The organism is Herbaspirillum sp. LeCh32-8 (assembly GCF_017814915.1).
Lineage (GTDB): Bacteria > Pseudomonadota > Gammaproteobacteria > Burkholderiales > Burkholderiaceae_D > Herbaspirillum.
In genome coordinates, this window is sequence record NZ_JAGIPZ010000005.1 from 208,908 (window position 1) to 235,062 (window position 26,155).

The following is a 26,155-nucleotide window of genomic DNA, read 5'->3' on the forward strand; positions in this document are numbered from 1 at the left end:
TAACTACTTACACTCCCTCATACCGAGGATTTGCCATGAGCGAAAACATCAAACATATCTCTGACGCCTCCTTCGAAGCCGACGTGCTGAAGTCCGACAAACCCGTTCTGGTCGATTTCTGGGCCGAATGGTGCGGTCCTTGCAAAGCGATCGCCCCGATCCTGGAAGAAGTCGCCAAGGAATACGAAGGCAAGCTGCAGATCGCCAAGCTGGACGTTGACTCCAACCAAGCCATTCCTGCCAAGTTCGGCATCCGCGGCATTCCGACCCTGATCCTGTTCAAGAACGGCGCCGCCGCCGCACAGAAAGTGGGCGCACTGGCCAAGGGCCAACTGACCTCGTTCATCGACAGCAACATCTGATCGTATTAGTATTCGACGGCGGCGCGCCCGCGCCGTCGTTCGCCTGAAGCACATCCGTCTCAGGCTCTTTGACCCACACCACGCAACTCCCTCCCCCACCCTAAATTTTCCCGTCCCGGGACACTCATATGCACTTATCAGAACTAAAAGCGTTGCACGTCTCTGCATTGCTGGAAATGGCAATCAGCCTGGACATCGAGAACGCCGCGCGCCTGCGCAAACAAGAACTGATGTTCGCGATCCTGAAAAAGCGCGCGAAATCGGGAGAACAGATTTTCGGCGATGGCGCCCTCGAAGTGTTGCCTGACGGCTTCGGCTTCCTGCGCTCGCCCGACGCCAGCTACATGGCGTCCACTGACGACATTTACATTTCGCCTTCGCAGATCCGCCGCTTCAACCTGCACACCGGCGACTCCATCGAAGGTGAAGTGCGCACGCCCAAGGACGGCGAGCGCTATTTCGCCCTGGTAAAGGTCGACAAGGTCAACGGCGAACCGCCGGAAGCCTCCAAGCACCGCATCCTGTTTGAAAACCTCACCCCGCTGCACCCCAACAAGCTGCTGCAGCTGGAACGCGACATGCGCGGCGAGGAAAACATCACCGGTCGCATCATCGACCTGATCGCCCCGGTCGGCCGCGGCCAGCGCGGCCTGCTGGTGGCCTCGCCCAAGTCCGGCAAGTCGGTGATGCTGCAGCACATCGCGCACGCCATCACCACCAACCACCCCGACACCGTGATGATCGTCCTGCTGATCGACGAACGTCCGGAAGAAGTGACTGAAATGCAGCGCTCGGTGCGCGGCGAGGTCGTGGCATCGACCTTCGACGAACCGGCAACGCGTCACGTGCAAGTCGCTGAAATGGTGCTGGAAAAGGCCAAGCGCCTGGTCGAAATGAAGAAGGACGTGGTGATCCTGCTGGACTCCATTACCCGTCTGGCGCGCGCCTACAACACCGTGATCCCGGCCTCGGGCAAGGTGCTGACCGGCGGTGTGGACGCCAACGCCCTGCAACGCCCGAAGCGCTTCTTCGGCGCTGCGCGCAATGTGGAAGAAGGCGGCTCGCTGACCATCATCGCCACCGCGCTGATCGAGACCGGCTCGCGCATGGACGACGTGATCTACGAAGAATTCAAGGGCACCGGCAACATGGAAGTGCACCTGGAGCGTCGCCTGGCCGAGAAGCGCGTCTATCCGGCGATCAACCTCTCCAAGTCTGGCACTCGCCGCGAAGAACTGCTGATCAAGCCCGACCAGCTGCAAAAGATCTGGGTGCTGCGCAAGCTGATGTACGACATGGACGAAATCGAGGCGATGGAATTCATCCTCGACAAGATGAAGTCCACCAAGAACAACGCCGAGTTCTTCGACATGATGCGCCGGGGCAACTAATCCGCGTTTCATGTCGCCTGCAAGGCGACACAAGAACGGCATGCCATAGCGCATGCCGTTTTTTTTGCCCACACGCGCAAAAAAGATTTCCAACAGGACAACAAAGCCCGGCCGGGATGGCAGCAAAGCCACAGCGCCTTTTCTCGGTCAGGGGCTGGATTGCCCAAGCTACTGATTTGATTGTATAATTTTGGACTTTTCCAAACCGGCAAGTGATCGGCAATCGGGTCAAGAAGCAGCGCGACCGACGAAGTGGCGATTGGCTACCAATCTACTCTAGAGGCAGAAAATGAAAGAAGGCATCCACCCGGATTACCGCGAAGTCCTGTTCCACGACGTGTCGAACGACTTCAAGTTCATCACCCGTTCGACCATCGGCACCCGTGAAAACGGCGAGTTCGAAGGCAAGGAATACCCGCTGGTGAAGATCGAAGTTTCGTCGGAATCGCACCCGTTCTACACCGGCAAGCACAAGATCGTCGACACCGCCGGCCGCGTTGAGAAGTTCCGTCAGAAGTTCGGTTCCGTCGGTTCGAAGACTGCAGTCTCGAAGGCGTAATCAGGCACTTCCCCAAAAAAGGCAGCTCCGGCTGCCTTTTTTGTTTGCACGTCGCCTTGCCGCGCCGACGGCGTCGGCGCGTTGCAACAAGAGCGGCACTATGCGCGCCCGAAGAGCCTGCATGTAGCAGACAGACACAACTATTTACGGGGAATTGCTGCACAATAACGGCTGCGAAAAATCCTCCCGAACGCGCGCATCGCCGCGACGGGACGCCAGCACGACAGCAAGCGCGCCAGCATGGTCCCCATGCACGCCGCAACGATGCCCGCGACGCCGATGCGCCGGGCCCGAACCAATCAGCACGACAGAACAAGAGCAATAAGATCTTGATGAAGCCAGTCCGTCTTCCCGCCGCAGCGACCACCGCACTCCCACGCATGGCGCTGCTTGCGCTCGCCCTTTTGTACATCCTGCCCGGCCTGATCGGTCGCGACCCGTGGAAGAACGAGGACGCCACCAGTTTCGGCATCATGTGGACCATGGCGCATGGCACGCTGGCCGACTGGCTCACGCCCAACGTGGCCGGCCTGGCGCTGCCTGCAGAAAGCCCGCTGGCCTACTGGTTCGGCGCTATCTGCATCAAGCTCTTCGCCTGGCTGCTGGGCGATCCGCTGGCCGCGCGCGTGTCCACCGTGGGCTGCTTCCTGGTCGGCTCGCTGTCGATCTGGTACACCACCTATCTGCTGGGCCGCCGGCCTGAAGCCCAGCCGCTGAAACTGGCCTTCGGCGGCCAACCCGAACCCAAGGACTTCGGCCGCACGCTGGCCGACGGCGCCTTCCTGATCTACCTCGGTTTCCTCGGCTTGCTGCTGCACAGCCACGAGACTAGCCCCAAAACCCTGCAAATCGCCCTGGTCGCCTATGCCATGTACGGCGCGGCGCGCGTGTTCGATGCGCACAAGCTGCGCCACGCGGGCTGGCTGGGCCTGGCGCTGGGCATGCTGATCCTGACCTATGGCTGGCTGCTGCCGGCCGGCGCCCTGATCGGCCTGACGGCGCTGGCCATCGTGCGCAAGGACGGCGCGGCGGCCAAACTGCTGCTGGGCGTGTCGCTGCCGATCTCGCTGGTGATCTGCGCCCTGTGGGTGATCGCGCTGCGCACCCTGCTGCCCGAAGAGGCCGCCGGCCAGTTCGACATCTGGATGAGCTGGAACGTCTACCAGTTGAACCGTCCCACGCTGGGCACGCTGAGCTTCCTGCTGAAGTACGGCGTCTGGTTCGCCTGGCCGGCCTGGCCGTTCGCCGGCTGGGCCGTCTATGCCTGGCGCCGCCAGCTGGCCTCGCTGCACATCGCGCTGCCGCTGGCCTTCTTCATCCCGCTCACGCTGTTGGTGCTGATCAACGTGCATACCGAAGAAGGCATGCTGCTGCCGCTCCTGCCGGCGCTGGCGATCCTGGCCGCGTTCGGCCTGCCGACCATGAAGCGCGGCGCCATCAATGCGGTGGACTGGTTCTCGGTGATGACGCTGACCACCTCGGCCGCCTTCATCTGGATCGGCTGGATCGCCAAGGAAACCGGCTGGCCGGCGCAGATCGCGCGCAATGCCTACAAGCTGGCGCCGGGCTTCAAACCCGGCTTCGAATGGATTTCGCTGGCCATCGCCGTGGCCGCCACGGTGGCCTGGATCGTCGTGGTGCACTGGCGCATCTCGCGCCGCCCGTCGGTGTTGTGGCGCGCGGTGGTGCTGTCGTCCGGCGGCGTGATCCTGTGCTGGGTGCTGCTGATGACGCTATGGCTGCCCTGGGTCAACTACGGCAAGAGCTACGCCGGCGTGGCGCAACAGATCGAATCCAAGCTGACCTCGGTCAAGCAGTGCGTGCAGGCCAACGTCGGCACCGCGCAGCGCGCTTCGTTCGCCTACTTCGGCAACGTGCGCTTCGCCGACGAACGCGGCCAGAGCTGCGACTACCTGCTGCTGCAGGATGACATCAGCAACCAGGACGCCTCGCTGATGCTGCGCCAGTATCCCGGCTCCTGGCGCATGGTGTGGGAAGGCCGTCGCCCGTCCGACCGCGACGAGCGCTTCCGCCTGTACCGCCGCGTCGGTGAATAAATTCCGCTGATCCCGGCCCGCCGCGCTTGAACTCCGACGCCTCCAATCCCTCTTCCCGCATCCACGTCTGGCGCATCGCGCGCCTGGCGTGGCCGCTCCTGGTCGGACAGCTGGCGCTGATCGCCAACGGCGTGATCGATACCGTGATGGTGTCGCGCTTCTCGGCGCTGGACCTGGCAGCGCTGGCGCTGGGCGTGTCGATCTACGTCAGCGTGTTCGTCGGCCTGTCGGGTGTGCTGCAGGCGCTGCAGCCAACCATCGGCCAGTTGTTCGGCGCGCAGCGCCACGGCGAGATCGGCAACGAGGTCAAGCAAGGCCTGTGGCTGGCGGCGTTGCTGTCGGTGCTGGGCTGCCTGGTGCTGGCGTTCTCGCCGTACTTTCTGTCCTTCGCCCAGGCCTCGCCCGAGCTGGTGGAAAAGGCCACGCTCTACCTGCGCATCGAGGCGCTGGCGCTGCCGGCCACGCTGGCCTTCCGCGTCTATGCCTCGCTCAACACGGCCATGGCGCGTCCCAAAATGGTGATGGCGATCCAGCTTTGCGGCCTGCTGTTGAAGTTGCCCCTGAACGCGCTGCTGATCTTCGGCGGCCTGGGCCTGCCGGCCTTCGGCGGCCCCGGCTGCGCGATCGCCACCACGCTGATCGCCTGGCTGATGATGATCGTGGCCTGGCTGCTGGTGGCCAAGATGCCGGCCTATCGTCCGCTGAAACTCTTCGGCACCGGCTTCGTGATGCCCTCATGGAGCATCCTGCGCACGCTGCTGCGGCTGGGCATTCCCATCGGCCTGTCCTATTTCATCGAGGTCACCGCCTTCACGCTGATGGCGGTGTTCATCGCGCGCCTGGGCGCGGTGCCGGTGGCCGGCCACCAGATCACGGCCAACGTCGGCACCGTGCTCTACATGCTGCCGCTGTCGATCGCCAGCGCCACCAGCACCCTGGTGGCGCAAGCCATCGGCGCCAACCAGTGGCGCGCGGCCAAGAAGATCGGTTACGCCGGCATCCGCCTGTCGGTCACGCTGTCGGTACTGATCGGCATCGTGGTGTGGTTCACGCGCGCGCACATCATCCGCGCCTATACGCCTGATCCGCTGATCGTCGGCGCCGCGCTGCCGCTGTTCCTCTACATCGCCTTCTATCAGTTGTTCGACTCGCTGCAGGCGACCACCGCCTTCGTGCTGCGCGCCTACAAGGTCGCGGTGATTCCCACCGTGATCTACGCAGTGACCTTGTGGGGCGTGGGATTGGGCGGCGGCTATCTGCTCGGTTTCAACACCTTCGGCATCACCCCCGCTTCGCTGCAGGGCGCCTCCGGTTTCTGGCTGGCCAACAGCGCCAGCCTGGGTCTGGTGGGCGTAGGCCTGGTGCTCTACCTGCGCGTGATCCAGCGCCGCGCCGGCGACGGCGGCGCGGCAGCCTTCAAGATCTGACTGTTACAAGCTGAGCGAGTCGGCGGCAAACAGATCGTCATTGCTGGCCGCCAGCAACTCCTGCACCGCCGGCGCCGCAGCCGGCCGCCCCAGCAAGAAGCCTTGCACCTGGTCGCAATGCAGCTTCTGCAACTCGCGCAACTGTTCTTCGGTCTCCACGCCCTCGGCCACCACCTCCATCTGCAAGGCATGCGCCAGCGCAATGATGGCCGCCACGATCGCGCGGCCGGAGTGGTCGTCGCTGTCCAGGCGCGAGGTGAAGAAGCGGTCGATCTTGATCTGCCGGCAGTGGAACTGCGCCAGGTAGGCCAGGCTGGAGTACCCGGTACCGAAGTCGTCGATGGCAATGTCGAAGCCCAGCTGTTGCAACTCGCCGATGATGTGGGTGCTGCGCTCGACGTTCTTCATCGCGGCGGTCTCGGTGATCTCGAACATCAGGCGCTGCGGCGCAATCCCGACCTCGCCGACGATGCGCGTAATGCTCTTGACCAGGTCGGTGCGCATCTGCACGGGCGACAGGTTCAGCGCCACCTTCACCGGATCGACGCCGGCCTCGTCCCATTGCCGGATCTGCTCGCACACGCTGCGCAGCACCCACTCGCCGATCTGGATGATCTGGCCCGAACGTTCGGCGATGGGGATGAATTCGGTCGGCGACATGTCGCCCAGCTCCGCATGGGTCCAGCGCAACAGCGCCTCGACCCCGGTCAGTTGCTTGCTGCCGCCACGATACTTGGGCTGGAAGTGCAGCGAAAACTGCTGCTGCTCGATGGCCTGCTGCAAGGCCTGGCGCACCTGCAGGTGGCGCATCGCGCTGGCGTGCATGGCCGGCTCGAAAAAGCGATAGGTATTGCGTCCGCTCTGCTTGGCCTCGTACATTGCGGCGTCTGCGTTCTTCATCAGGGCATCAACCGAGTCGCCGCTGTTGGGATATACCGCAATGCCGATGCTGGAAGTCACGCGCAAGGTCGCATCGTCGACCTGCACATCCTGGCGCAGCGCGGCCAGGATATTTTCCGACAGGTGCTCCACCACTTCCGGCGACTGCAGGTTGCTCATCACCACCACGAACTCGTCGCCGCCGATGCGCGCCACCATATCCTCGGCGCGGATACAGCCGCGAATGCGATGCGCCACCGCCACCAGCAAACCGTCGCCCACCGCGTGACCCAGCGTGTCATTGATGCCCTTGAAACCGTCGAGGTCCATGAACAGCACCGCGAACGGTTTGCCGTTGCGCCGCGCGACCTGGATCGCGTGCTGAATGCGGTCCGACAGCAGGGCGCGGTTCGGCAGACCGGTCAGCACGTCGTGGGTGGCGAAATGCAGCAGCTTGTCATTGGTGCGACCGACCAGCTTCTTGAGCACGCGGTTGCGCTGGGCGCCGCTGACCACCAGCGCCAGCGCCATGGCGAAGAAGGCGCCGAACACGATGCCATTGACCAGGTGCTCGCGCGTGACGCTGTGCAGCGCATGGCTTTGCGCATCGGGCGAAACCGCTACCGCGCGCAGGCCGGTGCAGGCGCTGCCCACCAGCGCGGCGCCCATCAGCAGCGCGGCCAGCACGCGTCGCGCCTGCTGTGAATTGAGCGAGCCGCTGGCGTTCTTGCGATTGTTGGTGGAGGAGAACAAGGCCACCGCGAAGACGGCCGTCAGTTCGGTCACGCTCACGGCCAGCACCAGCAGGAATTTCTGGTACATCAACTCGGGCGTGAGCAGCATGGCCTTGAGCGCGATGTGGAAGGCGGCGTTGATTGCAGCACCGATGGTCAGTCCGCCCATCACCAGCCGCAACGCATGCGGCCGGCGCAGGCCGGACAGGTGCATCAGATAGAAAGCGCTGCCCACCGTGAGCAGCATGGCCAGCGTAGCCAGGCGCGCGTCGAAGCCTATCGAAGTGGGCAGTCGCAACGCCGCCACGCATAGGAAGATCGCCGCCCACAGGCCCAGGCCGAACACGCCGGCACCCAGCACCAGCCACAGCCGGCGGTACTGCGCCTCCTGGGTGGTGACGCGTTCGGAGACTTCAAGGGCGGCGTAGGCGGACAAGCTGGCGACCAGCAGCGCGAAGGCCAGCAACAGGAAATTGTAGGAAGCGGACATGGTCTGCGGCGTATTAGGCAATCTCTGGGCCGTTGCGCGGGTGATCGCTGGCATCCCGCGCAAACAGCTCCTGGTTCTTGCTCGATATCGCGGCCATTCCGCGCTTCGCCGGGCCGACCTGCACGATGTGCCTGCCGGGACGAAGGGCGTCAGTCGATCCTCCGCCCTGTACCAGCCTGCGGGTCGCCGCGTTCCATCCAAGGTCTGTGCGACGGCCCGACAGGCGCGACATATGCGCATCCGCCGGAGCCGGCACGACCCGGAAAACCTGTAAAAGTTACGTAACTAAGACTGTACTTCGGAGGTATTGCCAACTACTTTGCTTATTCGACTTGCGTCATTCAGGCTGGACATATTGGGAAAGAAAATCCGGCGGCCCCTGTGCCGAACCGGTTTCGCGTCCAAATCCTCATGGGATGGGAATGTGCTCCGTCAGTACTTTCCGCGTGCGCCGTCATCCCCTGACAGCAGCCACCGTGGCCGTTTTGCGGCCGGCGCCATGGTACACAACGATGCGTCCGGCGCGCTCGCGGTGTCTCGCAGCGGACACAATACTTAAAAATTTGCCAATGACAATATGGCAATTTTTCGAAAGTGGACTATAAAGATAAAAAAGGCTGGCGCATCCGAAAAATCGTCGTCAGGCACTCCTGCATCCGTACCCGCCTCACCATCGGATTACGTACTTCAGGTGACCTGATGACCTGACATCTTCGCATGCGTTCGACGCTTCGAAAAGCGCTTTCAGCTTCAACCGCCACCGCACCGGAGACCACGCATGGCGCATTTCCATTCCGCCGAAAACCGGCTTCGCCACGGCCCGGAGTGCTTGTACAGACGCCGCCGAAGGCGTCAGATTGGGGCAATTTCAGGCCAGTGATTATAAATCACGTTTGCGGCGTAACTCATCCCAGAGGCAAACGTACCCCTGTAAGCTCGACCTCAAAGTAACTTCGGATCATGGAAACCGCCAATCAAAAATTCGCCAAGCGCTTGCGCGCTTCGATGGAAAAAGCCGGATACGAACCCAAGCCCGCCGTTCTGGAAAGGGAATTCAATCTGCGTTACTGGGGCAAGCCGATGACCCTGCACGGGGTGAGACGCTGGCTGCTCGGTGAATCAATGCCTAAGCAGGACAAGTTGGAGACCCTGGCCGAATGGCTCATCGTCACCCCCCAGCACCTGCGCTTCGGCGAAGAGATCGGCAAGCGCATCGACAAGCGCAAAGCCCGCTGGGAAGAGGCTATCGGCTATCGCGAGCGTGAAGCCTTCGAGGCCTTCATCAACCTGCCGGCCCCGCAGCGCAAGATCGTCAAGGAGGTGATCTTCGCGTTCTCGCAGATAGCGATCAGCGCCCCGGACAAAGGGGCGGCGTCGGTGAAATCGGGTACCCGGCGTCGCACCAGAAGTTGACCGCAAGGTCTCCCGAAGACGCCTCACCGTCCCTCCGAATCAGATCCCGCCCCCCTCAGGGATCGCTTCAATTCTCCCCTTCCGCCTCGCCGCACCGCCGGCATTTCTTTTCTCTTTTTTCGCAAACGCACTGCCGTGCCATTCTGTCACGTCCGTCAGATTCCCATTGAACGGGAAGGCTTGTGGTAAATCACCCACGCCGCCTGATCGCCGCCGCAACGTTGACGCAATGATCGACTTGCTCGGCAATAGCCTCCGGCACCGGGCGTCGACCATCCAGCACCTCGGCGATCCAGGCGGCGGTGGTGGCGGCGTCGCGCCCTTCGGGCAAATCGGGCAAGTCCTCGGCCACGCTCTGCTTTTCCACCAGCTCGGTCCTGACGCCGGCACTGAACCATTCAATGCGCTGCGCGCGGCGCGCATTAGCCACGGTCTCGCCCTCGGTGCCGCGCATCAGGAAGGCGTCGCCGCGCTCATGCGGCGCCGCCTGGCCGAAATAGGCGCCCAGCATGTCCAGATATTCGGGATGCGTGTAGGAAGTCAGCCGCAGCGCCGGCGAGGCGAAGGGCTGCATGATCTTCACCAGCGTGTGCGTCGAATTGCGCACGCCAAGAATGGCGCGCATTCCCAGAAGGCGGGAAATCTGCGGCGCCAGCACCTGGATGGGAATGAAGGCTGGCTGGCCGGCTGCCATCAGCGCCTGCGCCTCTTCACCGCTGGCCGCATGGGCCAAGCCCAGCGCACTGAAGATCTCGGCGCTGGTCACGCGCTGCGGATCGCGGGTGACGCCATGCATCAGCACCGGCACGCCGCGGCGCACCAGCAGCATGCACAAGAGCGGCGTCAGGTTGGCCATCTTGCGCGAACCGTTGTAGCTGGGCAGCACCACCGGCGCGTAGGCGCCTACGGGAGCGACGATGGGCGTGAACGAGGCCTCGGCGGCATCGAGGAAGCCGGCGATCTCCTCCACCGCTTCACCCTTGATGCGCATGGCCAGCAGGATGGCGCCGAGTTCAAGATCGGACACCCGGCCGTCGAGCATGGCCGCATACATCAGGCGCGCATCCTCGCGCGACAGGCTGCGCGCGCCATCCTTGCCGCGGCCGATTTCCTTGATGAAACGGGCGGCGGCGAAGGCGTCGGACATCGGCGCGACGGCCGGGCTCGGGGAATGGGAAACGGGTTGGTTTTGCATGGCCGAAGGGTACACCAAAACCGCGCCCGGCCGCAGCCGCCGGGCTTTCCATTACAATAGCGCCTTGCCCCATTCTTCCGGCGGCCCGGCCCACGCACTTGTGGGCGCCTCCTGCATCCCCATATTGCATCCATGATTGTTCTCGGCGTCGAATCCTCCTGTGACGAAACCGGCCTCGCTCTGTACGACACCGAGCGCGGCCTCTTGGCGCATGCGCTGCATTCGCAGATCGCCATGCACCAGGAATACGGCGGCGTGGTGCCCGAGCTGGCCTCGCGCGACCACATCCGTCGCGCCATTCCGCTCCTGAAACAGACGCTGGCCGACGCCCACATTGCCGCGCGCGACATCGACGCCATCGCCTACACCCAAGGACCGGGCCTGGCCGGCGCACTGCTGGTTGGCGCGTCGGTGGCCTGCGGCCTGGGCCTGGCGCTGGACAAGCCGATGCTGGGCATCCACCACCTGGAAGGCCATCTGCTGTCGCCGCTGCTGGCCAGCAAGCCGCCGCAGTTCCCCTTCGTCGCTCTGCTTGTATCGGGCGGGCACACCCAGTTGATGCGGGTGGACGGCGTGGGCCAATACGCCTTGCTGGGCGAGACCCTGGACGACGCCGCCGGCGAAGCCTTCGACAAGTCGGCCAAGCTGCTCGGCCTGGGCTACCCCGGCGGCCCGGCGATTTCGCGCATGGCCGAATTCGGCGACCCCGCCGCGTACCAGCTGCCGCGCCCGATGCTGCACTCCAAGAATCTCGACTTCAGCTTCTCCGGCCTGAAGACCGCGGTGCTGACCGTGGTCAAGCAGCACAGCGCCAACATCTGCGAACAAGACAAGGCCAACATCGCGCGCGGCTTTGTGGACGCCATCGTCGACGTGCTGGTGGCCAAGTGCATGACGGCGTTGAAGGAAACCAAACTCAAGCGCCTGGTCATCGCCGGCGGCGTCGGCGCCAATGCGCAGCTGCGCGCGGCGCTCAACGCAGCCGCCGCCAAGCGCCGCTATGAAGTGTTCTATCCCGAGCTGCAGTTCTGCACCGACAACGGCGCCATGATCGCCTTCGCCGGCGCCATGCGCCTGCGCGAACAGCCCGATGCGGCCAGGAAGGAATACGGCTTCAGCGTGCGTCCACGCTGGCCGCTGGACGAGCTGCGCGCACCGCAGGCGGCTTGACGTCGAAGCACTGGAAAATAAAAAAGGCCGCACGTTGCGGCCTTTTTTTTCTGGATGCTGCGCGGCTTATTTACCGGCTTACTTTCCTGCTTACTTTCCGGCTTTCTTCTTGTTGCCGATCTTGCTCTCCTTGCCCGCCAGCAGATTGCCGATGTTCTTGCGATGGCGATAGATCAGCAGCGCCGCCATCACCACCACCGCCAGCAGGATGCCGTCGGTCGTGCCGAACAGCAGGCCGTAGTAGAACGGCGCGAACACCGATGCCACCAGCGCCGCCAGCGAGGAGTAACGGAAGGCGAAGGCAATCACCAGCCAGGTGGCCAGCGTGGCCAGGCCCAGCCATACGTCCAACGCCAGCAGGATGCCCAATGCAGTGGCCACGCCCTTGCCGCCGACGAAGCGGAAGAACACCGGCCACAAGTGGCCCAGGAACACGCCCAGCACCACCAGCGCAATGCCGGTGTCGTCCACGCCGAACTGCGGGCCGAACTTCTGCGCCAGCCACACCGCCAGCCAGCCCTTGAAGCCGTCGCCCAGCAGGGTCAGCGCGGCCGCCTTCTTGTTGCCGCTGCGCAGCACGTTGGTGGCGCCCGGATTCTTGGAGCCGTAGGTGCGCGGATCGGCCAGGCCGAACAGCTTGGAGACGACCACCGCGAAGGACAGCGAACCGATCAGGTAAGCGGCGACGGCGAAGAGGATGTTGTACATGGATGAGGGTCTTTCTTCTGTGGCTTTTATCGTTATCGGGTTGTGGCGTCAGCTCTGCTCTTGCAACGCGCATTGCACCGCCTTGGCCGGCAGCACCGTGAGGATAACCTGCGGATCGATGCCCACCAGGAAACCGCGGCGGCCGCCGTTGATGTAGATCCTGGCGAGCTCGAGGATGGTCGACTCCACATACACCGGCATCGCCTTGCGGGTGCCGAACGGCGAGGTGCCGCCGATCAGGAAACCGGAGTGGCGGTTGGCCACCTCCGGCTTGCACGGCTCGACCGATTTGCAGCCGATCTGGCGCGCCAGGTTCTTGGTGGAGACCTTGCAGTCGCCGTGCATCAGCACCAGCATGGGCTTGGCCGCCTCGTCCTGCATCACCAGCGTCTTCACCACCGCGTGCTCGTCCACGCCCAGCTCGCGCGAGGACACCGAGGTGCCGCCGTGCTCCTCATAGTCGTAGGGATGCTCGGTGAAGGCCACGCCCTGCTTGCGCAGGAACTGGGTGGCGGGAGTTTCGGAAATGTGTTCTTTCTTGGAGCTCATGGAATTCGCTGTTCTCCGGCGCCAGGGACGCCGCCATGGGCGCACATTATGCCGCAAGTCCGGGGCCTTGCGAGCGCGCGCTGCAGCAATGCCGCGACATCGGCAACGTGCTTATCCGCGCGGATGATGCTGCGCATGCAACTGTTTCAGGCGCTCGCGCGCCACGTGAGTGTAGATCTGGGTGGTAGAGATGTCGGCGTGGCCCAGCAGCAGCTGCACCACGCGCAGGTCGGCGCCATGGTTGAGCAGGTGGGTGGCGAACGCGTGGCGCAGCGTGTGCGGCGACAGGCGCGCGGTTACCCCGGCAGCGAACGCGTACTTCTTGACCAGGGTCCAGAACATCTGGCGCGTCATCGGTCCGCCGCGCGCGGTGACGAACAGCGCGTCATCCATCTGCCCCTGCAGGATCTGCCCCCGGCCCTCTGCCAGGTAGCGCGCAATCCACGAACCGGCCTCCTCGCCGAAGGGCACCAGGCGCGTCTTGTTGCCTTTGCCCGTCACGCGCAGCACGCCCTCGTTCATGCCGACCTCGATGCTCTTGATCAGCACCAGCTCCGACACCCGCAGGCCGCTGGCATACATCAGCTCGATCATGGCGCGGTCGCGCAGGCCCAGCGGGGTGGACACATCGGGCGCGGCCAGCAGCGCCTCGACCTGCCCCTCCGACAAGGTCTTGGGAAACCGCTGCGGCTGCTTGGCCGAACGCAGCTTCAGGCAAGGATCGGCAGCCACCCGGTTCTGGCGCAGCGCCAGCTGGAAGAAGCGCTTCAACACCGCCAGCCGACGGTTGGACGAGCTGGGCTTGGTGTCGGCGTGGCGGGCAGCGAAATAGGCGTTGAGGTCATCGGCCTGGGTGGCGTAGAGCGACTTGGCGCGCTCCTGATGCAGCCAGTGCGCGTACAGCGTCATGTCGCGCCGATAGGCGTCCAGCGTGTTCTTGGAAAGGCCGTCTTCCAGCCACAGGCTGTCGCAGAATTCGTCGATGGCGTCGCGGCTCTGCGGCGGCGCCTCGATCTTTGGTGTGGTGCGTCCCATCGGCGTCAGTAACCTTCCACGCCTTCGTGTCGGAGCAGCCAGCGCTTGACGTCGAGATAGAAACCGTCAATGTCGTCATGGTGCGAAAAGCCTCCCAGTCCACCGGCGGCAGTGACGCGGTGACAGGGGCTGGCCAGCGCGAACCAGTTGGCGCCGCAGGCCTGGCCGACCGCGCGCGGCGCCGACTTGATGCGGCGCGCGATGTCGCCGTAGGTCAGCACCTGGCCGCTGGGGATCTCGGCAATCGCGGCCCACACGCGCTTCTGGAAGTCGCTGCCGACATCGGCCAGCGGCAGCTTGAAGCGGAACTGCGGATCCTTCATGTAGCGCCCGATCTGCTTGACGGCCTTGGCCGCGGCGGCATCGGCGGCGTCCTTCTCGGCGTAGTGCTTGGGCAGGTAGACCATCTCCACGATCACGCCGGCCTGGGTGCGAATGCCCATGCCGCCGAAGGGCGTGTGCACCACGGCGGAAAAGATCGCGGCCAACTGGGAAGCCGGAGGCGCAGCAGGGAGCGTGGCAGGAGTCGGGACGGAAACGGATTTCTTCATGAAGGCATGCTCAAGGCGATTGCGCTATTTTAAGCAATTCCGGGTGGCGCTTGATACCATCGCCGCTGGCCAAGAAAAATCAGGAGACCCGCCATGCCCGGCGCCACGCTGCACACCGAACCCGACCACCTGGTCGTCACCGCCGCCACGCTCGAAGCCGGCATGAACTGGGTTGCCGAGATGATCGGCGTATCGATGGCGCCGCGCATCGGCGGCGAACACCTTCGCCTGGGCACGCACAACGCCCTGATGTCGCTGGGCCCGGGGTTTTACCTGGAGGTCATCGCCGTCAATCCAGCGGCGCCCAGGCCATCCCGCGCGCGCTGGTTCGGCATGGATGCGCTGGCGCCGGACGCGCCGCCGCGGGTGGCACACTGGGTCGCTCGCACCGGCGACATCCACGCCGCCGCGCAAGCCGCGACGATCAATCCCGGCATCGTCGAAGAGATGAGTCGCGGCAGCCTGCAATGGCTGATCACCATCGCCGCCGACGGTGCCCTGCCTTGCGACGGCGCGATGCCTTCGCTGATCCAGTGGCAAAGCGAACCGCATCCGGCCGCCGCCCTGCCCGACCTCGGCTGCCGCTTGGTGCAACTGAACGTGGTGCATCCGCAAGCGCCAGCCATCCGGGCATCGCTGCACGCCATCGGCCTGCAGGAGGAGCGCCTGATCTTGCGCGACGCCGCTGCGCCGAAAATAACGGCGAGCATCATGACCCCGCAGGGGCTGAAGACATTGGGCTGAAGGTCGCGACGGAGATGACGCGTCGAAATACGCGCCAACAGAAATACGCACAGCAAAAGAAAAAGGCGCATCAACGATGCGCCTTCAAAAAACTCCTTATGCATTCCCGGCTGTTAGAACAGCTCAATCGAATGCACGTCTCCTCAGTTTCCTCGGTATCGATACCGTTTGTTATGCACCACCCGCTTTGTATTCGGTGAACCTTGCGCCGTCATTCCGATGTGTCGGAACAGCTTGCCGCAAGGCGTGTACATCAACAACTCAAAACATCAACAAAGACTGCCAAATTCGATCTGCTGGGGCGGCGAATTGCTGCTTGCCGTTTCAGCGAAGCCCGCACTTTAACAGTACTCGCTGTGCTTTCAAAGCACTTTTTTGAGGCAAAACGAACATACTTTTTAGCAACTCAACTGACATCTGACCAAGCCGGAAACGCCGCGTGCGGCGCCTCCGATTTGTCATACAAATTTCAGCCGCGCCACGGTTGGATCTCAGTTAAATACGAGGTTCGGCAGCCACAGCGACAGCGCCGGCCAGTAGGTCACCAGCGCCAGGAAACCAAGCATGGTGAGCAGCCACGGCATGACCGCAATCGTCAGTTCGGTGATCCCCATTTTGGTGATGCCGGAGGCCACGTACAGGTTCAGGCCGACCGGCGGGTGGCACATGCCGACTTCCATGTTGACCACGATCAGAATGCCGAAGTGCACCGGGTCGATGCCCAGCTTCATCGCCACCGGGAACAGGATGGGCGCCATGATCAGTACGATCGAGGATGGCTCCATCACGTTGCCGGCCAGCAGCAGCAGCACGTTCACCACCAGCAGGAAGGTGATCGGCCCCAGGCCGGAATCGGTGATCCATGCGGCCATCGCCTGCGGGATGTTTTCGCTGGTCACCAGGAACGAGAACAGCACCGCGTTGGTGATGATGTAGAGCAGCATGGCCGACATCGAGGCGGAGTCCAGCAGCACCTTGGGCACCTGCTTCAGGCTCAGATCCTTGTAGACGAACACGGCGATGAAGAAGGCATACACCGCCGCCATCGCGGCCGCTTCGGTCGGGGTGAACACGCCGGTGTAGATGCCGCCCATCACAATCACGATCAGGAACAGACCCCAGCCGCTCTTGCGGAAGGCCGCGAAGCGCTCCGCCCAGGTGGCCTTCTTCAGGCGCGGGTAGTTGTTCTTGCGGGCCAGGTACCAGGTGGTCAGGCCCAACAGGAACGCCAGCAGCAGGCCCGGTACCACGCCGGCCATGAACAGCTTGCCCACCGAGGTGTTGGTCGAGACCGAGTACATCACCATCACGATGGACGGCGGGATCAGGATGCCCAGCGCGCCCGAGGTGGTGATCACGCCGGCGCCGAAACGGTTCGGATAACCCTGCTTGACCATCGCCGGCAGGATGATGGAGCCGATCGCCACCACGGTCGCCGGCGACGAACCGGAGACCGCCGCAAACAGCGCGCAAGCCATCACGCCGGCCAACGCCAGGCCGCCGTGCCAGTGCCCCACCATCGAGGTGGCGAAGTTGATCATGCGCCGCGCCACGCCGCCGTGCGTCAGGAAGTTGCCGGCCAGGATGAAGAACGGGATCGCCATGATCTCGAACTTCTCGATGCCCGTGAACAGCTTCAGCGCCACCGACTGGATCGGCACGTCGGTCATGGTGAAGAGGAAGGTCAGGACTGTCAGGCCGAGCGAGATCGAGATCGGCATCCCGGTCAGCATCAGCGCAAACAGCAATACGAAAATGATGGCTGCGTTCATGCTTTACCTCCGCTGATTTCTTCGTCCAGACCTTCCACGTGGGCATGGTCATGCTTGGGCAGTTCGCCGGTCTTGTGGAAATTCCACGCGACCTGGAGGAAGCGGAAGCACATCAGGTAGGAACCCAGCGGCACGGCCAGGTAGACGATCCACATCGGCACTTCCATCACCTCGGAGGTGCTGTCGTGCTGGGCGATGTCGTAGACGAACTCGGCGCCGAAAGTGCCGACCAGACCGGTGAAGAACGCACCGGCCAGCAGGCCGAAGATCACGAACTTGTTGCGCCACGGGGTGTTGAGGCGATTGATCAGCACGTCGACGCCGACGTGGATGCCGGTACGCACGCCATAGGCCGCGCCGAACTTGGCCATCCACACGAACATGTAGATGCACAGCTCCTGCGCCCAGCTCATGTTGATCTGGATCAGCTCGTCCTGCAGCCAGGGAATGTCGAGGCCGGATGCGTAGCGGTGCACCACGGCGAGAAAGATGATGAAGGTGGCGGCCGCCATGAGGAACGCGATCAGCCACTCTTCCAGATGGTCGAGGAACTTCATTGGGTCTCCTTGCGCCATCAGGCTGACGCGCATTGCGCGCCAGCCTGCGGGCCGGTTTTCGATTTTTGTTGGTAGTCTGCGCCCGATGCAACCGCGGGCGCCCGGTCAAACGCGCGCCGGATTACTTCTGGCCCAGCGCCGCCGCTTCCTTGTTGACGGCGGTGATCAGGTCCTTGCCGATGCGGCTTTCCATCTGCTTTTGCACCGGCAGGAGGGCCTTGCGCCATTCGGCCTTCTCGGCGTCGGTCAGGCGGTAGATGGTGGTCTTGCCGGTCTTCTCGACGGCGGCCAGCGCAGCCTCGTTCTCCTGCTGCGCGATGGCGTTGGCGTACTTGGTGGCATCCTTCATCGCGCCTTCCAGTTGCGTGCGGATGTCGGCCGGCAGACCGTCCCAGAACTTCTTGTTGACGATCACCGCATAGCCCAGATAGCCGTGGTCGGAGATGGTGAGGTGCTTCTGCACTTCATGCATCTTCTGGGTGTAGAGGTTGGAAGGCGGGTTCTCGGTGCCGTCCACCACGCCGGTCTGCAGCGCCTGGTAGACCTCGGAGAAGGCCAGCACTTGCGGGTTGGCGCCCAGCGCGCGCATCTGCGCGTCCAGTACCTTGGAAGACTGAATGCGCATCTTCAGGCCGCGGAAATCGGCCGGATGATGCAGCGGCTTGTTGGCCGACATGTCCTTGAAACCGTTGTCCCAGTACGCCAGGCCGGTGATGCCCTTGGGCTCCAGCTTCTTGAACAGGTCCTTGCCGATCGGGCCTTCGGTCACGCGGTACAGCACTTCCTTGGTCGGGAAGATGTATGGCAGGTCGAACACCTCGAACTCCTTCACGCCCAGCGGGCCGAACTTGGCCAGCGACGGCGCCAGCATCTGCACTGCACCCAGCTGCAGCGCTTCCAGTTCTTCCTTATCCTTGTAGAGCGTGCTGTTCGGATAGACCTCGATCTTCACGCGGCCCTTGGTGGCTTTCTCGGCCAGCTCCTTGAAGCGCTCGGCGCCCTTGCCCTTGGGCGTGTCGTTGGCCACGACGTGGCTGAACTTGATGATGATGGGCTGCTGCGCGAAGGCGCTGGTGCTGACGACGGCCGCGGCCGACAACGCGAACAGCAATGACTTGAGTTTCATGGTGTCTCCCCTTGATTAGGATTTTGGGATTGGGATTCTTATAGTTTTTTCTGACAGTCACCTGACAGGCCAGAGGATTCTGCATAGCCATCCGCCATGCAACAACTGTGGTTAACCACAACCCGAACGCCATCTTGCCCATGTTGCAACGCACTATGCCTGCGCCATCCGGAAGCGGCTACACTGGCGGCGACATGAAACCGCCCGCGCCCCCTTCCGCCCAACCCACGCCCGCCTCGCTGCTGCTTGCGCCCAGCCGCAAGACCACCATGCGCTGGCTGATCCCCTTCCTGCTGGTGTTCCTGTTCATGGCCACCCTGATCTGGCTGCCGCGCCAGGCGCAGCAGATGGAAGCCAGCGAGCGGCTGGAGCAGCTGATCGCCGATTCGCTGTGGGTGGAGCAGGCGATCCGCTTTCAGTTGAGCCGCGACGACGAGAGCATGCGCATCATCGGCCGCGAGATCATCAACGGCCACCTGCGCCAGGACCATTTCCGCAGCCGCCTCAACGCCCTGCTGCGCAACAACCGCGAGTTTTACCGCGTGACCTGGTTCAGCGCGGACGGCAAACCGGTGGCCTCCACCGACGACTTCCCGATCAACCGCGCCGACCTCTCCGAGCCTTCCCGCATGACCGGCGACCGCGCGCACCAGCTTCGCCGTCCCCTGTACAGCCCGCCGGCGGTGCCGCCCGGCATCGCCGAGCCGATGCTGATGGACTACCACGTGCCCCTGTTTCGCGACAACCACTACATCGGCAGCCTGGTGGCCAGCTATGCGGTGGCGCGTGTGCTCAATGAAATGGTGCCGTGGTGGTTCGCCCAAGACAACGAGATATCGCTCACCGATACCGACGACAACGTAGTGGCGCGCCGCACCTCGGGCGGCCCCGGCATGAATGTCTACACCCACCGGCGCGAGCTGGAGCTGCCGGGCCTGACGCTGGTGCTGCACACCAACAGCACCAAGAGCGCGCCCAAATTGCTGCCCAACCTGCTGGTGGGTTCGGTGATGGTGCTCTCGCTGGGCCTGCTGTGGAGCCTGTGGGCGTTGTGGCGCGATATCAATCGCCGCACCAAGGCTGAGGGCGCGCTGTTGAATGAAGCCTCCTTCCGTGCCGCGATGGAAAATTCGCTGGTCACCGGCATGCGCGCGCGCGACCTGCAGGGCCGCATCACCTACGTCAATCCGGCGTTCTGCAAGATGGTCGGCATCCCGGCCGAGGAGATGGTGGGCAAGATCCCGCCCATGCCCTATTGGGCGCCCGAAGCGATGGACGAATACCAGGAACGCTTCTCCAACGTGCTGGCCGGTCGCGCCACGCCGCAGTACGAGACCATCTTCCAGCGCGTCGACGGCGAGCGCTTCCCGGTGCTGATCTTCGAGTCGCCGCTGGTGGACCAGAACGGCAAGCAAACCGGCTGGATGGGCTCCATCCTCGACATTTCCGAACGCAAGCGCGCCGAGGACCTGAACCGCACCCAGGAAGAAAAATTGCAAGCCAGCGCGCGCCTGGCCAGCATGGGCGAAATCGCCTCGACCCTGGCGCACGAGCTGAACCAGCCGCTGGCGGCGATCTCCAGCTTCACCACCGGCGCGCTGAACATGATGCAGCAGGGCACGGCCGATCCCAAGGCGCTGCAGCCGGCGCTGGAAAAGATCCACACCCAGGCGCAACGCGCCGGCCACGTGATCCGCAGCGTGCACCAGTTCGTCAAGAAGCGCGAACCGGCGCGCCAGAAACTGCAGATCGCCCAGCTGATCGACAACGTCGCGCCGCTGGTGGAGCTGCAGGCGCAGCAATTCTTCGTGGTGCTGCAGATCCACGCGCCGGCCAACCTGCCGCCGGTGCTGGGCGACCAGGTGCTGCTGGAACAGGTGATCCTGAACCTGACCCGCAACGGCATCCAGGCCATGGCCGGCGTTCCGTCGGCGCGCCGCATCCTGCGCATCACCGCCGAGATCGACCGCAGCCTGGGCAGCGCCGAGTCGGTGGTGGTGTCGGTGATCGACCAGGGCCACGGCATCGCCGAGGACGTCGCGGCGCGGCTGTTCTCGCCCTTCTTCTCGACCAAGGCCGAAGGCATGGGCATGGGCCTGAACATCTGCCGCACCACCATCGAGTTCCACGGCGGCACGCTGACGTACACCAACAACCCGGCTGGCGGTACAATCTTCCGGTTTTCGCTGCCCGCCCAAGGCGGGACTTACTAAAATACAGAGGGAAGAGACTGACGGGGCATGCGCGCTGCACGCTGCGCTGCCCCGTTCCACACCGATGCTGCACATAGTCGACGACGAAGAGATCATCCGCGACTCGCTGGCCTGGCTGGCGCGCTCGCGCAACATCGCCGCCACCGCCTACGACAGCGGCCAGGCGCTGCTGGCGGCGCTGGAGTCGGCGACCGGCTTCGATGCCGACGGCGAATGCATCCTGCTGGATGTGCGCATGCCCGGCTTGTCGGGCGTGGCGCTGTTCAACGAACTCAAGTCCAAGGGCCTGATCCGGCGCCGCCCGGTGATCTTCCTGACCGGCCACGGCGACGTGCCGATGGCGGTGGACATGCTGAAGAACGGCGCCTTCGACTTCTTTGAAAAACCCTTCAACGACAACCAGCTGATGGACCGCGTGCTGCAGGCGCTGGAAAACTCGCGCGCCTCCGGCGCCGAGGACGCGGTGCAAACCCGCCTGGCAGGCTTGTCGGTGCGCGAGCGCGAGGTGCTGAACCTGATCCTGGCCGGCAAGATGAACAAGGTGATCGCCGATGAGCTGGGCATCAGCATGCGCACGGTCGAAGTCCACCGCGCCCATATCTTCGACAAGATGAACGTCAAGACGGCAGTCGAGCTGGCGCGCCTGCTGAAGTAAGCCGCCATGGAGATCCTTCAGCTCCTGCTGCCCGACTTCAGCCTGATCGCGCTGGGCGTGCTGGTGTACCGCATCTCCGGCTGGGGCGACGAGTTCTGGGCCGGGCTGGAGAAACTGGTCTACTTCCTGCTGTTCCCCGCTCTGCTGTTCTATTCCACCGCCCGCCTGAAACTCGACCTGGCCGTCACCGGCGGCCTGGTGCAGACCGGCGTACTGGCACTGTTGACCGGCATCGTGCTGACCTGGGTCGGCAAGCTCTTCATCCGCGCCACGCCGATGACCTACGAGTCCGGCATGCAGACCGCCTACCGTTTCAACTCCTACATCGCGCTTGCGCTGGCCACCCGCATGGCGGGCGAAGAAGGCGCCGGACTGATGGCGATCCTGCTAGGCTTTGGCGTACCGCTGTGCAATGTGGCGGCGGTGCACGCGCTGGCGCCGAAGAACGGCAGCCTGCTGCGCGAGCTGGCGAAAAATCCCCTGCTGCTGGCCACCGCCTCCGGCCTCGCCTTTTCGGCCGCAGGCCTGCACTTGCCGGAAGTGGCGGGGGTGGTGCTGTCGCGCCTGGGCGGCGCATCGATCTCGCTGGGGCTGCTGATGGTGGGCGCCGGCCTGCGCCTGTCCGGACTCAAGGAAAGCAAGCTGATGGTGGCCTGGCTGGTCGCCGTCAAGCTGCTGGCGGTGCCGGCCGCGGCCTGGCTGATCGGCCGCCACCTGCAATTGCCGCCCCTGCAGCTGCGCATCGTGGTGCTGTTCTGCTGCCTGCCCACCGCCTCCAGCTGCTACATCCTGGCTGCACGCATGGGCGGCAACGGGCCGTTCACGGCGTTCCTGATTTCCTTCGGCACGCTGGTCTCGGCGCTGACGATTCCATTCTGGCTGGCGCTGGTGCACTGATGTGCTGATCCGGCGCCAGCCGTTTCCCGCTTACTGCGCCGTCACTTCCCCGGCTTCACCACGATCCTGCGCTCGGTCACCTTTTCGATGGCCGCGCGCGAATACAGCAGCGGGAAGTATTCGCCGTTCAACCACTTGTCGGCCAGGTCACGGTAATGCGGGCTGTCCGGATCGCCCGACTGCCCCGGCGAATTGACCGCCCACGAGTTGTCCCAGTTTCCCACGTCCACCACCACGCGGAAGGACGGCCCGTTGGTCTGGCGGAAGTCGCTCACGCGGTAGGTCGACTGGTTGGGCGAATAGGCGCCGCCATGCTTGGGCAAGGGACCGACGTTGAGCTTCTTGCGCGTGGCCTCGTCGACCACATCGGCCAAGGGGTGCGCCATCAGGTTGTGGTGCAGCTTGCCCCATTGCCATTGCGTCGCGTCCGCGCCCTGCAGCTTGACCATCTCGGCATAGGCTTCGCCCAGGCTGGACAACAGTACCTGGTCGCGCTTGGCGCGCGCCTCGACCTCGTTGGCGCCGAAGGCCGGCGCCGGGCTTTCCAGCGTGTCCAGCAGCACCGCCGTATCGGGCGCGGCCATGGCGTCGGCGGCGGCGCGGCTGAGCACCGCGTACTTGAATGCCTTGCCCAGATGGCGCGACAACCAGACCTCATACAAGGCCGGCTGCGGCGCGTCGGCGCGCTCCACGTAGTCCCAGTTGCCGAGGATCTTCAGCGCAGCCTGGGTGTTGGCGTCGTCCGAAGACAAGGGCTTGAGCAAGGCCGCCAGCCGGCGCGCGGGAATCGCCAGATCGTCGTTCTGCAGCTTCATCGAGTCCTGTAGCGAGACCTTGGGCAGGCTGCCCAGCACTTCGCTGATGCGGGTGAAGCGCGAATTGTTGGTCCACTCGAAGCCCAGCTTGCGCTCCTGGTAGGGATAGTCGGCCGGGATGTTCATCTGGTTGGCCGAGGCGAACCAGCCTTGCTGCGGATTGTAGGTCGACGGCAGCTGGTCGCCGCGCCAGAAGCCGGCCCATTCGTAGCGACCGTCGCCGGGCACCGGCAACAGGCCGTCCCAGTTCGGACGCTTGGGCGCGAGGCCGCCCGGCACCCAGCCGATGTTGCCCTTGACGTCGGCGTACACCTGGTTCTCGGTGGGCGCGCCCCAGTTCAGCATGGAGTGCTTGAAGCTCTTGAAGTCGCGCGCCCGCATGTAGTCGATGCTGCCGAAGTAGGGCGACATGCCCGGCTCCAGCCAGCCCGAGCGCACCGCGTAGGCGCGGTTTTTTTCGCGGTCGACATAGATCACCGGGCCGTGCCGGGTGAAAGTCAGGTCGGCCACCGCCGGCGCGCCGTTCTTCACGCGCACCGGCTCGTGCAGCACGCGCATCGCCTCCCAGCGGCCCTGGTATTTGTACTCGTTGGGGTTGGCCGGGTTGAGCTCGTAGACGTACAGGTCTTCCTGGTCGATGTTGAAGATGGTCAGGCCGAAGGCGATGGTGCCGTTGTGGCCGATCGAGATGCCCGGCAGCGCAGGTTCGCCGGCGCCGATCACGTCCATGCCCGGCGCGTGGATGTGGGCGATGTAGCGCAGCGAGGGCGCGGAATAGGCGCGGTGCGGATCGTTGGCCATGATGGCGCGGCCGGTGGCCGACTTCGACGGCGCCACCACCCAGTTGTTGCTGCCTTCCATGGTCTCTTCCAGGTTGGACGACGGCTCCACGCGCACCAGCTTGCCGTCGTCAGAGGCGGCAGCAGTGGTGGCGCCGGCGGCGGCGTTGAGACTCTCCTTGGTCACGCGCACGCCTTGCGTGGCCAGCGTGAACACCTTCAGCAAATCCTTGGGCAGGCAGGGATCGAGCCCCTCGGGCATCTGCGCGCTCCACTTGGGCGTGAGGCCGAAACGCACCTCGTCGGACTTGAGATCCGCCGCGCAGGCCACCTTGGCGCGCGCCACTTCGCTCAGCAGGTTGCGCGTCAGGCCGTGGCTGCGGATGCGCACCACATCCTCGGCTTGCCACTTGGCCGGCAGATAGCCGAGCTGGCGGAATTCCCACGGCAGCTGTTCCTGTTGCAGGGAGACATAATCGATGTAGGCGTTGATGCCGTCGACGAAGGCTTGCGCCACCTGCTCGGAACCCTTGCCGTAAGAGTTCCATTCGCGCCGCATGTCGCCGCGATAAAGGAACAGGCGCGTGGCCTTGTCCTGCGCCAGGTAGGCCGGGCCGAACACTTCCGACAACTGGCCCAGGCCGCGGCGACGCCACAGGTCGATCTGGAACAGCCGGTCGCGCGCAGCGTTGAAGCCCTGCATGAAGAAGGCGTCGTGCTGGCTGCCGGCGAAGATGTGCGGCACGCCCCAGCGGTCGACCAGGATCTCGGCGCGCTTTTGCAGGCCCGGGATGGCGATGGTTTCGTTGCTGGCGCTGGGGGGGAGCTTGAAGGCTTGCGCGTCGCGAGCCTGGGACGCGGGGATGAGCGCGAGGTGGATGGAACAGCCCAAAGCGGCGGCGATGATGCCCGCCTTGTGTTTCATTCTTGGCATCGTTGGTCTCCATGTCGTTTTTATGGGAGACCTACTTTACTCCATGCTTCTCCAGCGCCCAAGCCACGTGTTCGCGCACCAGTTCCGACGGATGAGCCTGGCGCGCGCGCAGCGCCGCGACCATGCCGGCGTCGCCGCGATGCGCATCCGATGCGGCGGCGTTGCCCAGACCGACTGCCAGGTTGCGCAGCCAGCGCTCATGTCCGATGCGGCGGATCGCGCTGCCTTCGGTGTTCTTCAGGAATTCCTCCTCGCTCCAGGCGAACAGCGCAACCAGGCTGGCGTCGTCCAGGCCGTGGCGCACGTCGAAGTCGGGCAAGGCGGCGCGCTGGGCGAACTTGTTCCAGGGGCAGTAGAGCTGGCAGTCGTCGCAGCCGTAGATGCGGTTGCCGATCAGCGCGCGCAGCTCCTCGGGAATGCTGCCCTTGAGTTCGATGGTGAGATAGGAAATGCAGCGCCGCGCGTCCAGTTCATAGGGCGCGACGATAGCCTGGGTCGGGCAGACGTCGATGCAGGAGCGGCACTGGCCGCAGTGCGGCGTGACCGGCTCGTCCACCGGCAGCGGCAAGTCGGTCAGCATCTCACCCAGGAAGAACATGGAGCCGGCGTCGCGATGCAGCAGCAGCGTGTGCTTGCCGCGCCAGCCGAGGCCGGCCTTTTCGGCCAGCGCCACCTCCATCACCGGTGCCGAGTCGGTGAAGACGCGGTAGCCGAAAGCGCCGATCTCGCCCTCGATGCGGGTGGCCAGCTGCTGCAGCCGGGCGCGCAAGACCTTGTGGTAGTCGCGCCCGCGGGCATAGATGGAGACTTGGGCTGCGGCCGGGTCGGCGCTGCGCGCTTCCTCGCGGGCGCGCCAGTCGGCATTTGCGCCGTCCTTGTCCGCCGGCACATAGGGCATGCGCACGCTGACCACGCGCACCGTTCCCGGCACCAGCTCGGACGGGCGCGCGCGCTTCATGCCGTGGCTTGCCATATAATCCATCTCGCCGTGGTAACCCTTGTCCAGCCAGGCCTGGAAACCGGCCTCGCGATGCGACAGGTCGACATCGGCGATGCGCACCTCGGCAAAGCCCAGGTCTTTTCCCCAGGCCTTGATGGCGATGGCAAGATCGGCGAGATCGACAGAAGCGGTCATGAACCTGA

At 64.2% G+C, this 26,155-nt stretch carries 22 protein-coding genes; 11 read left to right on the top strand and 11 right to left on the bottom strand.

Annotation, left to right across the window (positions count from 1 at the left end; all coding sequences use genetic code 11):
- Window positions 1-35: 35 nt before the first annotated feature.
- The 5 genes from trxA (at window position 36) to J8I26_RS11760 (ending at window position 5,796) form a co-directional block, all read left to right on the top strand.
- The gene (trxA, locus tag J8I26_RS11740) at window positions 36-362 is read left to right on the top strand and encodes a thioredoxin TrxA (RefSeq protein ID WP_008118189.1); all 327 of its coding nucleotides are present in this window, start codon (window positions 36-38) and stop codon (window positions 360-362) included.
- Between the two features lie 128 nt (window positions 363-490).
- Window positions 491-1,753, top strand: coding sequence for a transcription termination factor Rho (rho, locus tag J8I26_RS11745; RefSeq protein ID WP_079216621.1), 1,263 nt, complete (start codon window positions 491-493; stop codon window positions 1,751-1,753).
- A gap of 289 nt (window positions 1,754-2,042) precedes the next feature.
- Window positions 2,043-2,312, top strand: a complete 270-nt coding sequence (locus J8I26_RS11750) for a type B 50S ribosomal protein L31 (RefSeq protein WP_209607286.1) — start codon at window positions 2,043-2,045, stop codon at window positions 2,310-2,312.
- Window positions 2,313-2,644: 332 nt separating this feature from the next.
- A complete protein-coding gene (locus J8I26_RS11755; protein WP_209607287.1) occupies window positions 2,645-4,369 on the top strand; it encodes a glycosyltransferase in 1,725 nt (574 codons plus the stop codon).
- 26 nt (window positions 4,370-4,395) lie between these two features.
- Window positions 4,396-5,796, top strand: a complete 1,401-nt coding sequence (locus J8I26_RS11760) for an MATE family efflux transporter (RefSeq protein WP_209607288.1) — start codon at window positions 4,396-4,398, stop codon at window positions 5,794-5,796.
- Between the two features lie 3 nt (window positions 5,797-5,799).
- Here the strand turns inward: J8I26_RS11760 and J8I26_RS11765 are convergent, their stop codons facing one another.
- A complete protein-coding gene (locus J8I26_RS11765) occupies window positions 5,800-7,899 on the bottom strand; it encodes an EAL domain-containing protein (protein WP_209607289.1) in 2,100 nt (699 codons plus the stop codon).
- A 960-nt stretch (window positions 7,900-8,859) separates the two neighbouring features.
- Between J8I26_RS11765 and J8I26_RS11770 the strand changes: the two genes are divergently transcribed.
- Window positions 8,860-9,312 (top strand): XRE family transcriptional regulator, encoded by a 453-nt coding sequence (locus J8I26_RS11770; RefSeq protein ID WP_209607290.1) that lies wholly within the window; start codon window positions 8,860-8,862, stop codon window positions 9,310-9,312.
- A gap of 190 nt (window positions 9,313-9,502) precedes the next feature.
- Here J8I26_RS11770 and ybiB read toward each other — a convergent pair whose 3' ends face one another.
- Window positions 9,503-10,507, bottom strand: a complete 1,005-nt coding sequence (ybiB, locus tag J8I26_RS11775; protein WP_209607291.1) for a DNA-binding protein YbiB — start codon at window positions 10,505-10,507, stop codon at window positions 9,503-9,505.
- Window positions 10,508-10,639: 132 nt separating this feature from the next.
- Between ybiB and tsaD the strand changes: the two genes are divergently transcribed.
- Complete coding sequence (gene tsaD / locus J8I26_RS11780) at window positions 10,640-11,677, top strand: tRNA (adenosine(37)-N6)-threonylcarbamoyltransferase complex transferase subunit TsaD (protein ID WP_209607292.1); 1,038 nt, start codon at window positions 10,640-10,642, stop codon at window positions 11,675-11,677.
- Between the two features lie 90 nt (window positions 11,678-11,767).
- Here tsaD and plsY read toward each other — a convergent pair whose 3' ends face one another.
- The 4 genes from plsY to J8I26_RS11800 form a co-directional block, all read right to left on the bottom strand.
- Window positions 11,768-12,385 (bottom strand): glycerol-3-phosphate 1-O-acyltransferase PlsY, encoded by a 618-nt coding sequence (plsY, locus tag J8I26_RS11785; RefSeq protein WP_209607293.1) that lies wholly within the window; start codon window positions 12,383-12,385, stop codon window positions 11,768-11,770.
- A 48-nt stretch (window positions 12,386-12,433) separates the two neighbouring features.
- Entirely contained in the window at window positions 12,434-12,934 is a 501-nt protein-coding gene (locus tag J8I26_RS11790) for an aminoacyl-tRNA deacylase (RefSeq protein WP_209607294.1), read from the bottom strand.
- Between the two features lie 111 nt (window positions 12,935-13,045).
- Window positions 13,046-13,969 (bottom strand): site-specific tyrosine recombinase XerD, encoded by a 924-nt coding sequence (gene xerD / locus J8I26_RS11795; RefSeq protein ID WP_209607295.1) that lies wholly within the window; start codon window positions 13,967-13,969, stop codon window positions 13,046-13,048.
- A 5-nt stretch (window positions 13,970-13,974) separates the two neighbouring features.
- Window positions 13,975-14,412 carry a methylated-DNA--[protein]-cysteine S-methyltransferase gene (locus J8I26_RS11800; protein ID WP_245200291.1) on the bottom strand — a complete coding sequence of 146 codons (438 nt, stop codon included), beginning with the start codon at window positions 14,410-14,412 and terminating at the stop codon, window positions 13,975-13,977.
- A gap of 201 nt (window positions 14,413-14,613) precedes the next feature.
- On the opposite strand from J8I26_RS11800, the gene J8I26_RS11805 reads away from it, so the two are divergent.
- Window positions 14,614-15,264 (top strand): VOC family protein, encoded by a 651-nt coding sequence (locus J8I26_RS11805; protein ID WP_209607297.1) that lies wholly within the window; start codon window positions 14,614-14,616, stop codon window positions 15,262-15,264.
- A 491-nt stretch (window positions 15,265-15,755) separates the two neighbouring features.
- Here J8I26_RS11805 and J8I26_RS11810 read toward each other — a convergent pair whose 3' ends face one another.
- From J8I26_RS11810 to J8I26_RS11820, 3 genes are all read right to left on the bottom strand, one after another.
- Complete coding sequence (locus tag J8I26_RS11810) at window positions 15,756-17,036, bottom strand: TRAP transporter large permease subunit (RefSeq protein ID WP_209607298.1); 1,281 nt, start codon at window positions 17,034-17,036, stop codon at window positions 15,756-15,758.
- Entirely contained in the window at window positions 17,033-17,593 is a 561-nt protein-coding gene (locus tag J8I26_RS11815; RefSeq protein ID WP_209607299.1) for a TRAP transporter small permease, read from the bottom strand. Before J8I26_RS11815 ends, J8I26_RS11810 begins: the two co-directional genes overlap by 4 nt.
- Before the next feature lie 121 nt (window positions 17,594-17,714).
- A complete protein-coding gene (locus tag J8I26_RS11820; protein WP_209607300.1) occupies window positions 17,715-18,719 on the bottom strand; it encodes a TRAP transporter substrate-binding protein in 1,005 nt (334 codons plus the stop codon).
- A 194-nt stretch (window positions 18,720-18,913) separates the two neighbouring features.
- Between J8I26_RS11820 and J8I26_RS11825 the strand changes: the two genes are divergently transcribed.
- From J8I26_RS11825 to J8I26_RS11835, 3 genes are all read left to right on the top strand, one after another.
- Window positions 18,914-20,932: a PAS domain S-box protein gene (locus tag J8I26_RS11825; RefSeq protein ID WP_209607301.1), complete on the top strand. Its 2,019-nt coding sequence runs from the start codon at window positions 18,914-18,916 to the stop codon at window positions 20,930-20,932.
- Window positions 20,933-20,996: 64 nt separating this feature from the next.
- Window positions 20,997-21,587, top strand: a complete 591-nt coding sequence (locus J8I26_RS11830; protein ID WP_209607302.1) for a response regulator — start codon at window positions 20,997-20,999, stop codon at window positions 21,585-21,587.
- Between the two features lie 6 nt (window positions 21,588-21,593).
- Window positions 21,594-22,484, top strand: coding sequence for an AEC family transporter (locus J8I26_RS11835; RefSeq protein WP_209607303.1), 891 nt, complete (start codon window positions 21,594-21,596; stop codon window positions 22,482-22,484).
- Between the two features lie 41 nt (window positions 22,485-22,525).
- Here the strand turns inward: J8I26_RS11835 and J8I26_RS11840 are convergent, their stop codons facing one another.
- Together J8I26_RS11840 and queG are read right to left on the bottom strand one after the other, a co-directional pair.
- Entirely contained in the window at window positions 22,526-25,003 is a 2,478-nt protein-coding gene (locus J8I26_RS11840; RefSeq protein WP_209607304.1) for a penicillin acylase family protein, read from the bottom strand.
- Window positions 25,004-25,043: 40 nt separating this feature from the next.
- Entirely contained in the window at window positions 25,044-26,147 is a 1,104-nt protein-coding gene (gene queG / locus J8I26_RS11845; RefSeq protein ID WP_209607305.1) for a tRNA epoxyqueuosine(34) reductase QueG, read from the bottom strand.
- Window positions 26,148-26,155 lie beyond the last annotated feature (8 nt).